This window comes from Halomonas sp. KO116, assembly GCF_000734975.2.
GTDB classification, from domain to species: Bacteria; Pseudomonadota; Gammaproteobacteria; order Pseudomonadales; family Halomonadaceae; genus Vreelandella; species Vreelandella glaciei.
The window spans coordinates 4,468,545-4,483,233 of sequence record NZ_CP011052.1; the positions used below are offsets into that span (position 1 = coordinate 4,468,545).

13 protein-coding genes and 1 pseudogene are annotated in these 14,689 nt (G+C 55.5%); 7 read left to right on the forward strand and 7 right to left on the reverse strand.

The annotated features are described in order from the left end of the window. Nucleotides 1-6: 6 nt before the first annotated feature. The 4 genes from cas7e to KO116_RS20470 all read right to left on the reverse strand — a co-directional run bounded on the left by cas7e (nt 7) and on the right by KO116_RS20470 (nt 6,745). Complete coding sequence (gene cas7e / locus KO116_RS20455; protein ID WP_035564109.1) at nt 7-1,098, reverse strand: type I-E CRISPR-associated protein Cas7/Cse4/CasC; 1,092 nt, start codon at nt 1,096-1,098, stop codon at nt 7-9. A 59-nt stretch (nt 1,099-1,157) separates the two neighbouring features. Then, nucleotides 1,158-1,823, reverse strand: a complete 666-nt coding sequence (casB, locus tag KO116_RS20460; protein WP_008958402.1) for a type I-E CRISPR-associated protein Cse2/CasB — start codon at nt 1,821-1,823, stop codon at nt 1,158-1,160. After that, nucleotides 1,823-3,523: a type I-E CRISPR-associated protein Cse1/CasA gene (gene casA, locus KO116_RS20465; protein WP_035564143.1), complete on the reverse strand. Its 1,701-nt coding sequence runs from the start codon at nt 3,521-3,523 to the stop codon at nt 1,823-1,825. The genes casB and casA overlap by 1 nt, the downstream gene beginning before the upstream one ends. 546 nt (nt 3,524-4,069) lie before the next feature. After that, nucleotides 4,070-6,745: a CRISPR-associated helicase/endonuclease Cas3 gene (locus KO116_RS20470; RefSeq protein WP_035564106.1), complete on the reverse strand. Its 2,676-nt coding sequence runs from the start codon at nt 6,743-6,745 to the stop codon at nt 4,070-4,072. Nucleotides 6,746-6,905: 160 nt separating this feature from the next. Between KO116_RS20470 and KO116_RS20475 the strand changes: the two genes are divergently transcribed. The 5 genes from KO116_RS20475 (at nt 6,906) to KO116_RS20490 (ending at nt 10,603) form a co-directional block, all read left to right on the forward strand. Beyond that, the gene (locus tag KO116_RS20475; RefSeq protein ID WP_035564103.1) at nt 6,906-7,577 is read left to right on the forward strand and encodes a hypothetical protein; all 672 of its coding nucleotides are present in this window, start codon (nt 6,906-6,908) and stop codon (nt 7,575-7,577) included. Nucleotides 7,578-7,733: 156 nt separating this feature from the next. Continuing rightward, nucleotides 7,734-7,883, forward strand: coding sequence for a hypothetical protein (locus tag KO116_RS25540; protein WP_170938615.1), 150 nt, complete (start codon nt 7,734-7,736; stop codon nt 7,881-7,883). Beyond that, on the forward strand, nt 7,880-8,614 hold the full coding sequence (locus tag KO116_RS20480; protein ID WP_035564100.1) for a metal ABC transporter ATP-binding protein: 735 nt from the start codon (nt 7,880-7,882) through the stop codon (nt 8,612-8,614). Before KO116_RS25540 ends, KO116_RS20480 begins: the two co-directional genes overlap by 4 nt. Further along, nucleotides 8,598-9,476, forward strand: coding sequence for a metal ABC transporter permease (locus KO116_RS20485; RefSeq protein ID WP_035564097.1), 879 nt, complete (start codon nt 8,598-8,600; stop codon nt 9,474-9,476). The genes KO116_RS20480 and KO116_RS20485 overlap by 17 nt, the downstream gene beginning before the upstream one ends. 47 nt (nt 9,477-9,523) lie before the next feature. Beyond that, on the forward strand, nt 9,524-10,603 hold the full coding sequence (locus tag KO116_RS20490) for a metal ABC transporter solute-binding protein, Zn/Mn family (protein WP_035564094.1): 1,080 nt from the start codon (nt 9,524-9,526) through the stop codon (nt 10,601-10,603). A gap of 23 nt (nt 10,604-10,626) precedes the next feature. Here the strand turns inward: KO116_RS20490 and KO116_RS20495 are convergent, their stop codons facing one another. Beyond that, entirely contained in the window at nt 10,627-11,517 is an 891-nt protein-coding gene (locus KO116_RS20495) for a LysR family transcriptional regulator (RefSeq protein ID WP_035564092.1), read from the reverse strand. 157 nt (nt 11,518-11,674) lie between these two features. Here KO116_RS20495 and ampC point away from each other — a divergent pair, with 157 nt between their 5' ends. Beyond that, complete coding sequence (gene ampC / locus KO116_RS20500; RefSeq protein ID WP_442905828.1) at nt 11,675-12,838, forward strand: class C beta-lactamase; 1,164 nt, start codon at nt 11,675-11,677, stop codon at nt 12,836-12,838. Nucleotides 12,839-13,006: 168 nt separating this feature from the next. Next, nucleotides 13,007-13,672, forward strand: a complete 666-nt coding sequence (locus tag KO116_RS20505) for a cupin domain-containing protein (RefSeq protein ID WP_035564085.1) — start codon at nt 13,007-13,009, stop codon at nt 13,670-13,672. 14 nt (nt 13,673-13,686) lie between these two features. Here KO116_RS20505 and KO116_RS20510 read toward each other — a convergent pair whose 3' ends face one another. Further along, the gene (locus tag KO116_RS20510; protein ID WP_035564082.1) at nt 13,687-14,055 is read right to left on the reverse strand and encodes a DUF6164 family protein; all 369 of its coding nucleotides are present in this window, start codon (nt 14,053-14,055) and stop codon (nt 13,687-13,689) included. 9 nt (nt 14,056-14,064) lie between these two features. Further along, nucleotides 14,065-14,591 (reverse strand): annotated as a pseudogene (gene gloA, locus KO116_RS20515) (lactoylglutathione lyase). Nucleotides 14,592-14,689: the final 98 nt, after the last annotated feature.

Genomic DNA, 14,689 nt, shown 5'->3' on the forward strand with positions numbered 1-14,689 from the left:
GCCCCCTTATTGGTCAGCTTTCAAGAAAGCGATCAGATCAGTCAGGCTGCCTTTTTTAACATTGCCTTTTAGCTGTGGTGTTTCATAACTAGGCTCGGCACTAACAACAAAGCGGCTGTCAGCGCCTGCGTCATAGGCACTATCAAAAGCGTTGGCCTGTTCTTCAATACGCTTAATGGCATCGAGTGCTTGATCTTGCCCTGTCACCGGGCGCAGATAAGCGGTGAAGAGTGAGCGCGGCTGCTGGTTACCTTTTTCCGCCAGCACGTAGCTCGCATGGGCACGGGAGCCAAAGCTGTTTTGCTTGCCTTTGGGCGACATTTTAACCGCGGCTTCCACCAATGCAGCAATCGCTTGGTCGGCTAATTCACTGTTACCTTGCAGATTTTCCACCAACTGCTGTCGGTCGATGCAGATGTAGAGGTAGAACAGCCCGGCACCAAAGCCAGATTCACCGATATGAGCCGCGCCCCGGTCTTTATCACCACTATTTAAGTCATCGACAGCGGTAAAATAATCATCTTCTACTTCAGCGGCATGCACGGTGATGGCGTGGGCCACTTGGCAGGCGGCATCGACGTTATATTCAGGAACGGCGGCCAGCATACGGCCAAACAGCGCTACATCGGCGGCAGCAGGTTTGTGGCGTAAGAGCTTTAATTCATCATCGTTGGGCTCGCGTTTTTCTTCCGCCAGCGTTTCCACCAGCTCGCTGATCGCTTGGCGTTCTTCCAAGCCAACGTGCACTAGCTGCTCGATCTCAAACTCTTTAGCTTCGCCTTTTTCTACTTTACGCAGCTTGCCAAACACGCCCGCTATTTTTTCTGCGCAAGCCCCCGCCATTTTTTGATCAACGCCTTTTTCTACTAACTGATCGTAAGCTTCTTTGCCCAGACGCTTAGTACGCGTGCCCACATGCCCAGCCAGCGCTTCTTCAAAGAGCGCAGAGGTACGCCAAGTACGCTTAAGGCTTTGTGACGAGACACGTAGACGCTTAGCCCCCCCCATCAAGGCAGTTTTGGGGCGGCCCAGGTCATCACGGTTCAGGTTGGCGGGCGGATAAGAGGTCAGCAGGTGCAGTTGAATAAAGTGGCTCATGGATAACTCCGTTAGTGATTTCCATATGAAACTAGAAAGGGTGATAGTCAGTCGTAAAATCAGTCGCCGCGGTGGCTATAGCGAGATGTTGCTGCGAAATAGTCATTTGCCAGTACAAATCCAAGCCGCTGGGTAGGCTTGGCAGATAAACGTCCACGATGTTCACGCCACCAGAGTGAGATAACACTCGCCAGCAGTACAACACTGACATCCCTCTTATCCGCAAGCGCCAGCGCGCGGCGTAAGCGCTGGATAAACTCTTCAGGCGTACGGCAGGAAAGCAGCTGCTGAAACCGAAGCTCACTCATTAACGGTTTACCGGTTTGCTCTTTTTGCTGACCAAGGCGCGCGGCTAACGATGCGCTCTTCTTTTCTTCGCGCAGCTCCGCAGCGATTAACGCAATACATGACCAAACTTGTAATTTTTCATCGCGATAATCCGTTTGTTTCGTCGTCTCCGGTAGCATCGCCCAAAGCTCACGAAAACCTTGAGTTAACATCGCTGCTTCCGCGCTATCACAGCGGCGCAGTACTGCTCGGACACCTCGGGGCAGTGGCGGCTGGGGGGTGAATGCTTTCAAAGCCTGTGGGGTTAACGTCAAACGCTGCCACCAGCGGCGCAGGGCGGCGGCTTCATCCAACTTCAAAGCGACGAGCGCTTTTTTCTCCGCCTCGGACAAAATATCTTCTTTTTCGATTGTTTCCGGCGTCTCCACATTACTCATCAGGCGTCTCCTGTCGTTGTTGCAGCAGAGGCCGCATTACGCTTGGCCTTCGCGGAGGGGTCAAAATCACCCTGTTGGATAAAGTCACTCACCACTTTGCTACCTTTGCTCTTACCACCAAGAAAGCTTTGCAGCTGCCGATGGGCAGCGGTAGCACGCTCAAGATCCATGCTTTCCTGGGCACCGCTTAGTGCCAGTTCTTCAAATACGCGCATAGCTTCATGCTTAAGGGCGAAGTACCAACGCTCTGCGATATCGGGAGGAATATGCGGAGGTGGCGAGTCTTGCTGCAGCACCTGCTGAAGGGCTAACAACGCTTTAAAAAACCCAGGCTGGGTTACATCGTAAAATTGGTTATCAATGGCACTCATATCACCCTTGGCATCCGATGGCCGCGAAAACCAAGCGTTTTTAACTTGGGTGCGAACCATCCAGGCAATATTGCGTGATAGCTCGGTCAGTTGGTGAACCCAGGCGCGGAGCCTTTCCTGCTGACCTTGTGGAATGTCCACCAGGGGCATTTCGATGCTGTACCAGCCGCGCGGCTTCATATTGTCCATGTCGTAGCCAAAGACCCATAGACGCGCCTCTCTCAACAGCTCTGGAATGCCTTTATCAAAGCGACGTTCCTGCTTTACTACGTCTTGTTTGTCGAGGTAGCTCTTTAAAACCGTTGCCGCGATTGCGCCACTGCTTTCTTCATCATTCAGTACAAAGCCTGACCAATGGCGATAGCCAAGCCCACCCGGCTGACCTTTACTTGAAAGCGGCAGTTCATTGGGCTTTTTGGGATCACGTCGGTAGGGGGTTAGCGGATGTAACCAAGGGCCGTCGTAGTTGGCCCCCTGTTTTTTAGCGCGTAATTCGCGCACGACCCGCTGTGTTTTTCGTCCGCAAATATCGCACGGGCACTCATCTGCATCTTCAAATAGCAACCGAAAGCGGCGCGGCATCGACCAATAGGCGTGCAATGGGTGGGTGTCTTCAGGTAGCACTTCGGTGCCTTTTTTATCGCTTACCCGCGTATCAGCCATCCAGAAAAATAGTGAAGGTTCTTCTGGATGCGGCGTCGACCACTGCTGCCCTTTCTGGATGGCTTCTTTCTGCGTAATGACGTTTAGCCACAGCCGCTCCCACAGACTTGCATCGGATGACTCCGGCATCACCAGCGTGGTTAGTGGGCCACCACCCCGCAGGCCCACCCGGATACCGGCACCGCCCGCAGGTGCGTTAATCTGCATGGTGTAGAGCGCTATGGCCGCGCAGGCGTCACACATCACCTCAACACGGCCGCGCTTGACGAAAAAGTCGGTGTTATTTTTGATGCCGTTAGCACCGGGGGCATCAATCAATAAACCGCTGACGGTGGCGTTGTTTACATCCTCAAGCGGATCAAGATCCTGCATAAAACGGGGGCCGTCGCCGTCCAGTTCGAAAGCACTACTGAAAGGTGCAAACGCCTTGCCTAACTCTTCAACGCTGGGTCTTTCAAGCAATCGATCAAGCCAGTCGTCGTGAGTTTTCGGCGGCAGTGCGGTTTGCAGCAGACCGATCAGGAACTGGTATGCTGCTCCTTGAAAGTCCGCTCGCGGTAGAGCAAGGTTAATTACATCAGAATCAGCCACGGCTGAAGCAGGGCGATTCTCTACCTTCCCATCTTTCAACAGGAAGGGTAACCACGGGTCGTCAAGTAGGTTCATGAGCACCTCAGAAATGCTATAAATTAAAAAAGCTGGCCTCATTACTGAGACCAGCCAATACAATCAACTATTTCTTTGGTTTCTTACTTTTGCGTGTTGGCCGAGGCGTGATTGGCCAAGCTTCATAGCCATAGTCACGCGCATCAAGCACCCTTCCATCTTTGGTTTTTCGGTAACGTCGAAATATCATTTTTGCCTCCTGCGAAGGCGTTGTATCCGAAGTAGACGACCTCTACTTGCGTAGTAGCACCGAAAACCTTAACTTGTCGTTGCGAGCAACAATGCATGGTTCGGTGATCAGTCGCCGTTCTATGCACTCATAAAAATAAGGTTCTATCCAGTTTCGATAGATTAATATTTAGAATGCTTGGGCAGTATGTTCTCCACATGCGTAAAATGTCAATCGTGATGTAAGATATTCACTTCTCTGCCGCAGCGGAGATCAACCGGTTCTGTCCAGAGTCGAAGAACGCTCCCCGCACAAGCGGGGATTACTTAGCAGAATTAAAGAAGTCTGCGTTTTTAGCCAAACAAGTACTAAACACATCATGGCGCTTTCTCCTTACCACCTAGCCTAACTCCCCACTGGGTGTCGTAGTCACAAGCAGCGTCATCACCGGGCAGCCAGGGCTGGGTATACTTCAGCGCTTTATAACGCTCTTGAAGGGCAAGCCACTGGCTTTCATAACGGCTTGGCAGTGTTACCAACTTGGCGGCCTGGCTTTGGCGTAGCTTCACCTGGCTAAGCATATCGGCATGGCGGCGCGCACCCGCCCAGAGCGCCAGCTCGTTATCATCGGTGAGTGACAGCAGCACAACATTAACCGTGGGCTCGTCCATCAGCCTTGTGCCTATCTCTTGCTCTTCCTGCCACTGATCGCTTTTTACATAGCCCTCTTCAAGGTTGAGTGCGTTGAAGTTTGCCATCGAGCCCGCCGTTCTCTGCATTCCTTTTTGTTCATAGCGCGCTGCCTGCAGAGCATCAGGAATATCGTCAGATACGGGGCCGTAAACACCTTCAATAAGATCTCTCGCCTCTTCGGGCATACGGATTGCTTCCAAACGACGCAGCTCCCGCTGAGTTAACCAGCTTAACGATGTGTCGCGATAAACCGCCTGGGTGCCTGGCAGCGTGCGCTTGAGCCAATGCTCATCGGGATCTTCCGCCCAGGGCGGCGCTAGTACCAGCAGGCGCGGCAGGCAGCGCGCTCCACGCTGATGGCGTTGTAATCGCCCTGCCCGCTGGATAAGTAGATCAATGGGTGCGATATCGCTGATCATCACATCCACGTCACAGTCCAGCGATTCCTGAAATACCTGCGTGCTGACCAACACTTGCCCCTTACGCACTTCAGGCGTTGAGTCTTTACCTAACCGCTCGATGACCTGGGACTCAATGCGCTGCCTATCGACCATTGCAAAGCGGCTGTGAAACAGTAGGCAGCGCTCAGGCTCTGGGTGGCGAGCAGCAATGGCTTCGAATGCGCGAATAGCGTCATCTACTGTATTGCGCACCCAAGCGATACACTCACCGGCCTCCACTACTTCTATCACCGCTTCTATCGCCTGCTCCTCTTCGGTTAGCCAAGCGACTTCAACGCTTCTGGACACCTCTTTGCGCGATCCTAGCGGCAGCTCCAACGGTTGCCCTTCGCTCACATGGGTCAGTAGCGGAAAGTCATCTTTTTGTGGTTTCGTTGCTGGCTGGCCAAGTCCCGTTTGCCAGGCAGCCATTAAGGCACTGCGCATGGCGCGGGGAAGCGTGGCAGTTAGCAGAATCGCGCTACCGCCCTGCCGGGCATGGTAGGCCAACAGCTGGCTAAGCAGTGTTTGCATGTAATTGTCGTAGGCGTGAACCTCGTCAATCACTAATACCTTGCGCGCCAGCCCGTACAAACGCATCGACTGGTGGCGAAACGGTAAAATGGCCATTAAGGCTTGGTCGATGGTGCCTACGCCCACCTCTGCCAGCAGCGCCTTTTTACGCGAATCCGCTAGCCATTGATTGCAGCGACTGGTGGCAGAGAGCTCGCTAGCGGTGTAATCCAAATCAGCAGGCTGAGTCGCGGCAACGGCGGCGACAAAGTCATCGTTTAAATCCCGCGCACCATGGGCGAGAACAAAGGAGGGAGAAGAGTCAGCGGTATAAAAGCGGCGATGCAAATTGCCCAGCCGTGAGTACATGGCGTTAGAGGTTGCCATCGTGGGCAGTGCAAAATAGAGCCCATCGCCGTGTCCTGCTGCTAATAGGCGCTGAGTCAGAATACAGGCGGCTTCGGTTTTTCCTGAACCGGTAACATCTTCCAAGATAAACAGCTGCGGCCCATCCGTGAGAGCTACTGTCTCGGCGGCATGCTGCAAGGGCGTTGGCGTGATGGATTGCTTGTCAAACCAGTCGGCCATACCTGCGTAAGGCAACGGTTCGGAAAACTTGTTAAACCCTGTTTCTTCCAATGCTTTCTCAGCATTGTGTAACGCAATTTGCCAATAATCGGCGAGCGGTATTCTCTTCTGACAATAGGGAAAGTGATCCTGGTTCGAGCCCAGCCAGTCACTTAAAGTTGCCCAGCCTGCGATTGACCAGCTTAGCGTCTGCAGGGCATAAACCCATTCTTCTGAAAACAGCTGCTCGATTGGCCACTCTGGCGGAACGACGTTGGCCCAATCGGCAATAAACTGCCGCGTTGCTTCTACATCATCAGCGTGTTCATCACGACAGAAAAACCTCTCTATGTCGATATTGCCTGCGCTTACTGGCTGACCGTGATGGCCAAAAAAGGGTGGTGAGAGAACAGAAAAAGCTGCGCGAAGCGCTTTGCGCTCAGCGCGCGTCAAGCTTACTGACCACTGCAACGTGCCATCTTCAAACCAGTCTAGCCATTTAGCCTCCCAAACCACATCACCCAAGCGATCATGGCGCTCGGTATAGGCATATTGCGCAGCGGGAGGGACTAATGCCAAGCTTGAGACGGGTTGAAAAAGCCCCTGAAAAGTTCGGGAGAACTTACCGATATCGTGCAAGCCCAACCAAAAAACCAATAGCTGACGTAGCACTTCAGGTTCAAGACTCAGTTGCGCTGCCAGACGTTGTGTCAGCGGTCTATCCGGCGAAAGCAGCAACCAGCCCACCGCAGCAACATCTAGGTTGTGATACGGCAATAGATGACACTCTACACTCTGCCCTTTAGCTTGCGCTTTACCCCAGTAGTGATAGTAAATCACCGCCTCCCCTCCACCGTTTTACCAATACCTCATCTAATCATTCTTTATGCTTAAGCGCCATTGACCTTAGTCATACTTCGCCAACCCTGAATCCACCCTCGGCTGATTTGATTTGCGTGCTACGCTTAGCGCTACCGCTCCCCTATATAGGCACCTCTTCATGCATGCTTTTCGTCTTCTCGCCGCGCTAGTGACCACCCTGGTGGTCGTTATGCCTGTCTCTCTACAAGCCCAGGCACAAACAGATGGGCAGTGGGGTGAATACGATGAGGTATTTGAGAACGGCGCCAGCCACGCCAACGTTTGGCAGTGGGGCTGGACAGGCGTTTACGGCACAAGCCTGGCAGTCAACGCTTACCAGTCGAGCGAGGCGAGTGACCCGGATGACCGCTTTGATGCCCGGGTGGGCGTGGTGAAATCCGCCCTGGCCGTGGCCGGTATGCTGACGGATCGCCAGCCACACCCGGCGGCACTGGCCGAGTATGAGCGTTTGAAAGCCAGCGGCGATTTAAGCGGCGTGCAGGCGCTGGGCTTGCAGCTCGCCCAAGCCGAACGCGAACGGCGCGGCTGGGGCGCCCGGGTGAGCTCGTTGGTGGTCAATGGCGTGGCGGGTGCGGTGATTGCCGCCGATGGCCGGGAAAGCGACGGCGCTATCAACTTTGCCACCGGCATGCTGGTTAACGAGCTGCAAATTTGGTCGCAGCCCAATCAGGCGTCTTCGGCGATTAATCGCTTCCAGCCCGCTAACCTCTCGCTAGGGCCGATTACCATCCCCGGTGAATATGCGTTCAACGTGGGGCCACAGCAGCTGGGGGCTACCTGGCGCTACTGATTCTCCCTGTTTGTTACTCCTCTAAAGCGCTGGCGGCGATTTTCCGCCAGCGCTTTATCTTTGCCTGTGCGGCGTGAACGCGTAAAATACCCAGCAATTTTTTGGCTTTGCCAAACGTTATGTTATAACCTATTCGTCATTATACGAGGCCGCTTGATGAGTGAGCATACGCACCGCCATAATAAGGAGGGCCCCTGCCATTTCTCCTTGATGTCGCTATCGGCTGTTAAACGGCTGCTGTTTGTTGCCGTGCCGCTGTTGGCGCTTTGGGTGTTGGTGGTTTGGGCTGGCGGGTGGTTAGGATGAGTCAGCGCTCTTTATCACGCTTGCAGCTGCACAATCTGCACCTGGCCCAGGCGCGCCGCACGGTGCTGGAACACCTTGAGGGCGACTTTAAGCCGGGCGCCATTACCGCGCTGATCGGCGCTAACGGCGCCGGTAAAAGCACGCTGATTCAGGCGATTATGGGCGAACTTCGACCTATTAGCGGCGAAGTGGTCTGTACCGTCGCCAAAGAGCGCCGAGCATGGCTGCCCCAGCAGTTAGCGCTGGACCTGACCTTCCCGATGAGCGTGGAAGAGCTGGTGATGACCGGCAGTTGGCCCAGCCACGGCGCGTTAACCGGCTACTGCGCAGCGCACTACCGCAAGGGCCGCGAGATTATGGCGCGGCTGGGTATTTCCCACCTGGCCCACCGCCCGCTGGGCGAGCTTTCCGGCGGCCAGCGCCAGCGCGCGTTAATTGGCCGCACGCTAATGCAGGAAGCCGAGCTGCTGCTGCTCGATGAGCCGTTTGCCAATGTGGATAGCGAAACCGTGGATATTTTGATCCGCATTTTGCGCCAGATGGCCGACGACGGCGCGACGATCATTGTGGTGCTCCACGATATGGATCACCTGCGCCGCCTGGCCGATGAAGTGCTGATGCTCAACGGCGGCCACGGCCGTTGGGTCGCGCCCAGTGCGCTGACCCATCAACACGCACCCGCTCAGGTAGTACCGTTTACCATGGGAGGTCGCCATGTTGGATCTGCTTAATGCGTGGTTTGTCAGCCCGTTCGATTACGGCTTTATGCGCCGCGCGGTGGTGGGTGGATTGGCGCTTTCATTGGCTGCGCCGCCGCTGGGTGTATTTTTGGTGCTGCGCGGTATGAGCCTGATTGGCGATGCCATGGCCCACGCCATTTTGCCCGGGGTCGCGTTAGGCTTTTTGCTGGCAGGGTTTTCGCTGCCGATTATGAGCATTGGCGGGGTTCTGTTTGGGTTAATGGTCGCGCTGCTGGCGGGGGCGGTCTCGAAAATGGGCGGCCAGCGCGAAGATGCCGCCATGGCGAGCTTTTTTATTATCTCCCTGGCCGCAGGCGTGATGCTGATCTCGCTAGGCGGCAGCAGCGTGGATCTTACCCATGTGCTGTTCGGCTCAATTCTGGCGATCAATTCTACCGCGCTGCTGCTGATTGCGGGTATTAGTACGCTGATTGTGCTGATTCTGGCGGTAGTCTTTCGCGCCTTGGTCGTGGAGTGCCTAGACCCGCTTTTTTTGCGTGGCCAGAGCCGCCGCAGCGGTTGGGTACACAGCGTGTTTTTGGGGCTACTAGTGCTGAATCTCACTGCTGGCTTTCAAACGCTGGGTACGTTAATGGCCGTGGGCTTAATGATGCTGCCCGCCACCTCGGCACGCTTTTGGAGTAAACGCTTAGAAGGCTTGATCGGCATCGCGATTGTGCTGGCCATGGTGGCGAGTACCGGCGGCCTGCTGCTCTCTTTTCATCTGGATATCCCTTCGGGGCCGAGCATTATTCTGCTGGCCGGGTTCGGTTATCTCTTTTCGGCCCTGTTTGGTCGCTACCACAGTTTGGCAGCCAAGCTGCGACGTAAAACAACGCCGCTGGCAGCGTAGCAAGGGTCTTAATTGCCTGTTTTCATGCTTATCGTAAGGAGTGTTGTATGTCGCTTACCCTTTTATCATCTCGGTCTTCACGCTGGTTAGTAGGGGTGTCCGCTATGCTGGCGCTGCCTGCGGCCATGGCTAATGAGCGCGTTCAGGTGGTAACCAGTTTCTCTATCCTGGCGGATATGGTGGAAAACGTCGGCGGTGACCACGTTGACGTGACCTCCCTGGTCGCTGCCGATGGCGATGCCCATGTTTACTCCCCCAGCCCCGGCGATGCACGCTCCCTGGCGAACGCTGATTTAGTGGTCTTTAACGGCCTGCTATTTGAGGGTTGGATGGAGCGTTTGATTAGCGCCAGCGACTACTCCGGCGCTCTGGTCACCGCCACCGATGGTATTGAGGCGCGCGCTTTCGCTGAACATGAAGAGCATGACGATCATGGTCATGACGAACACGATCATGAAGAGCACGGTCACGATGACCATGGCCATGACGACCATGCCGATGATCACGCCGGTCACGACCATGGCAATCAAGATCCCCACGCTTGGCAGGATATGCACCAAGCCGGAGTGTATGTGGCCAATATCCGCGATGGGTTAGTCGCCGCCGATGCCGATAACGCCGATGCCTACCGCGCCAATGCGGAGCAGTATTTACAGGAAATGGCGGAGGTCGACGCTGAAATTCGTGCGCTGATTGACGAGATACCGGCTTCCACCAGCGTAATTACCGGCCATGACTCCTTCGGCTACTTCTCAAGCGCCTACGGGGTGAATTTCCTTTCTCCCGTGGGGCTTTCTACGGAAGCTGACCCAAGCGGTGCCAGCATGGCGGCGCTAGTGGATGTGATTGAGCAGGAGAACGTGAAGGCGCTGTTCCACGAGAACATGACCAATCAGTCGATCATCACCCAGCTAGCCGAAGAGACCGGCCTGCCGATTGCGGGCACGCTCTACGCGGATGCGCTGGCAACAGAAGGCGAAGCCAGCACCTACCTGGGGATGATGCGCCACAATGCCCAGGTGCTGCACGATGCGTTGGCAGAGCCTGGGCATGACGACCACGACCACGACCACGACCACGACCACGACCACGACCACGACCACGATGATCATGGTCATAGCCACTAAGCCCTCAACGTCAACCGCGCTGCTCAGCTATCAGCGTCTCGACGATTAATCGCCGTGAGCAGCCACTCGCGAAAAGAGGCCATGGCGTGTGTTTCAGGCTGTGTCTGTAGGCGAGTAAGCCAGTAACCTCCCAAACTGACAGCAGTGTCGAAAGGCTGTACCAGCGCGCCGCTGCTCAGTTGACGGGGGAACATCAGCGGTGGCGCCAGCGCCACGCCTGCCCCTTGTATCGCGGCTTCCACCATAGCGATGGAAGAGTCGAACACAATGCTGTTAGTCATCGCAAAGCTGCGCGGCAGCCCCGCCGCTAATAGCCACTCTGTCCACTCATCGGCGCGATAAGAGCGCAGCCAGGTCTCGCCTAATAGATCGGCTGGCGTGTTAAGCCGCGCAGCAATGGTCGGCGTGCACATGACCGAAAGTGACGCCGGTAGCAGCGGCTGCGCCGCGGTAGCGTGCCAGGCCCCGGAGCCAAAGCGGATAGCAAAATCGAGCCCTTCGCCCGCAATATCCGCCCGGTTGTTATGGGTGGAAAGGCGCAAATCGACAAACGGGTATTGGTCCTTAAAATCCGCCAGCCTTGGCAGCAGCCAGCCGACGGCAAAGGTTCCGACCACTCCGACATTTAGCACTTCCCGGTAGCTGCTCTCGCCCACCCGCTCCAGGGTGTGGGAGATCTGATCAAATGAACTCTTCAATACCGGCAGCAGCAGCTCAACCTCCTGAGTCAGCATTAGCCCCCTAGGCAAGCGCTTGAACAGCGGCACCTTCAACTGCGTTTCGAGCAGCTTCACCTGATGGCTAACCGCGGCCTGGGTGACGTGCAGCTCTTCAGATGCTCGGGTAAAGCTTAAATGCCTGGCCGACGCTTCAAAGGCGCGCAGTGCTTTTAACGGTAGGTAGGGACGCACCACCTTGACCCCCAAATTTTTCTAATGGCTCGGGCAAAATATCGCTGTTTGTTAATCGACACAGCACGCCGTAAATTAACCACTGTCACGCTCTTTACGGCGGGTGAGACCACCCAGCTTTCACTCAATGCTAATCAAACAGGATACTGGTATGGGTAAGATGTTAGCAGCAAACTCCGGGCTTATCATGACGGGTTCTCTTGTCATCGGCAGCTTTGCCTGGGCATCTGATGCGACTGAAAACGCAGACATCGAGGCGCTGGTAAACGACACTATTGCGCCTTTGATGGCGGAGCACCGTATTCCAGGCATGACGGTCGCTGTGAGTATCGGTGGCCAACAGCATTACTTTAATTATGGAGAAGCCGACCAAGAAGCGGGTACTCCGGTCACCGATGAGACACTGTTCGAACTTGGCTCGATCAGCAAGATCTTCACGGCGGCGTTAACGGGCTATGCCCAGTCCAGCGGTGCGCTTTCGCTTTCCGACCCGGCCAGCCAGTACCTGCCCGCCCTTGAAGGCAGTGCCTTCGATGAGATCACGCTGCTGGAACTGGGCACCTATACGGCAGGTGAGCTTCCGCTGCAGTTCCCCGATGCGGTACAAAACGAAGAGCAAATGCTCGACTACTATCGCCAGTGGCAGCCTGAATCTCCCCCCGGCAGCCATCGGCTCTACTCCAATCCGAGCATAGGCCTGATGGGCTATTTAACTGCCCAACGCCTTGGTAAACCGTTCGAGATGCTGATGGAAAAAGCGCTGTTCGCCCCGCTGGGGCTTGAGCACAGCTATTTTCAGGTACCAGAAGCACAGCAGGCACACTACGCCTACGGTTACTCTAAAGAGGATAAGCCGATTAGAGTGAACCCCGGCATGTTGGATGCCCAAGCTTACGGTTTGAAATCCACAGCCGCCGATGTGTTGACATTTGTGGAAGCGCATATGGGGTTGGCTGAACTTGATGAATCACTAAGCCAAGCCTTGGCAGCAACGCGCACGGGTTACTTTGGTGTGGGTAACATGACCCAAGGACTGGGCTGGGAAAGCTATGCCTACCCAGTAGCGCTCGATCAGTTGCTGGCAGGTAACTCGCTTGAGATGATTTTGCAGCCCACTCCCGCCAACCGCTTAGCCCCGCCGCTAGCCCCTAGGCAAGAGGCGCTCTACAACAAGACCGGCTCAACCAACGGCTTTGGCGGCTATGTGGCTTTTGTGCCTAGTGAGCAGATCGGTATTGTCATGCTGGCAAACCGCAACTATCCCAATCAGGCGCGCATCGAAGCTGCACACCACCTCCTTACCGCGCTCACCGACGCCCCTTAGTGAGACTATTGTTACTTTTTCTTAATCAGTATTAAGCGTTGCCGCCTTCGGGCGGCATTTTTATATCTAAATGGCGCGTGAAATACATCGAAAGTTGCATTTTTCGCTGTCGATAAGGAGACTAGCACCCTCCCCCGTCACTTACCTTCACTGCGAAGAGTCTTTCCCATGCGTCTAAACGCCGATTTTAGCCACTTTGCCTGTGTTACCCCGGAAGCGTATCAGTGGGTCGATTCCCCCAGTGCCGGGGTCGAGCGCATGATGTTTGACCGGATTGGTGATGAAGTTGCCCGCGCGACCAGCCTAGTTCGCTACGCGCCCAATACGCAGTTTGAGCGCCATACCCACGGCGGCGGCGAAGAAATTCTGGTGCTGGAAGGCGTGTTCGCCGATGAGCATGGCCGCTATGCGGCGGGCAGTTACTTGAGAAACCCCATTGGCACCGGCCATACGCCGCAGATTGGGGAAGAAGGGGCGCTGATTTTTGTCAAACTGCATCAGTTTGACCCTAACGATACGCTACAACTGGCGGTACCGGCTCACCGATTGCCCTGGCAGCCAGACCGACGCCCGCGCATTGCCTACAAGATGCTGCACACCTATAAGCAGGAGCGCACCAGCCTGGAGCGCTGGTCGGCGGGCACCTCGATTGCCTACCCGACTCTGCTGGGCGGTCTGGAGCTTTTGATTCTGGAAGGCAGTCTGAGCGATAGCGAGCAGAGCTACACGGCGGGCACCTGGTGTCGCTACCCCAGCGGCGCAGCTCCTGAACTCACCGCCGGTGATGATGACGTGATGATGTACCTCAAACGGGGTCATCTGCCGCCCGCTTAGGCCAAAGTTTAAACTCAGGTTCGAGACAGGCCCAGAAATGGCAATAGCGTCAGGGCTGCAATCAGTCCCACCGCTAACAGAACCAGCACCACCTGCAGCGGGTGTGCGGCCAAACGGCGCCACAAGGTTTCTGCCTCGCCCCGCTCTACCGCTGCTTGATGCTCACGCTGAGCGCGCTCAAGGCGCTCCGCCTGATAGGCGTCTAACGCGGCGATGGCCGCCTCATGCTGATGTGGGTTACGCAGCCAAATCGCATCGACCCCTAGGCGGAAAAAGCCCGCCTGGGTTTCATAGGTATCAAAGCCATGGGCAGCGAGCAGGTCGCGCACTTCCATGGCTTCTTCGTCGGTCACATGGCGCAGCCGGAACAGTAGTTTAGCCATTGATAGGCCTCATGTATCGCTCTTCCCCACCATCAAGTTCGCTTGGACCACTTCGATCCAATAACCATCCGGGTCTTTAACGAAGATAACATCTTGCATCTTGCCCTGGTCGGCGCGCTTGACGAAGGTAACGTCGTGCTCGCCTGAGCCGTGGCTAAGTCCGGCACGTTAAAGCAGATGTGACCAAAGCCCTGGGGCTCGGCGTTGCCATCGTGGTAGGCGAAATCTTCCTGGTTTTCGGTGCCCCAGTTGTGGGTCAACTCTAATAGCCCTTTTTGGCTAAAGGTCCAGACAGTACGCGCTTCAGTCTCTTCCGGCACGTTATCGCTTGGCTCTAGGTTGGCTAAAAAGTAGAGCGAGAATTGCATCTCTTCGAAATCCAGCCGCCGCAGCACCTGCATGCCAAACACCTTGGAGTAGAACGCCAGCGCCCGCTCGGGGTCTTTCACCCGCAGCATGGTGTGGTTTAAACGGAATCCTTGGGTTTGGGGCGGCGTATCGACAACACCAGAATGCTGCTCACCTTGAAAACTCATCACGCTCTCCTGTCGCTGATGTGGTTCGTTAACGGCTTATACCGCTTAACATGGGGGCTAAGGCGCCATATTTCCACCCATCTCCCTCACCCTGGGCT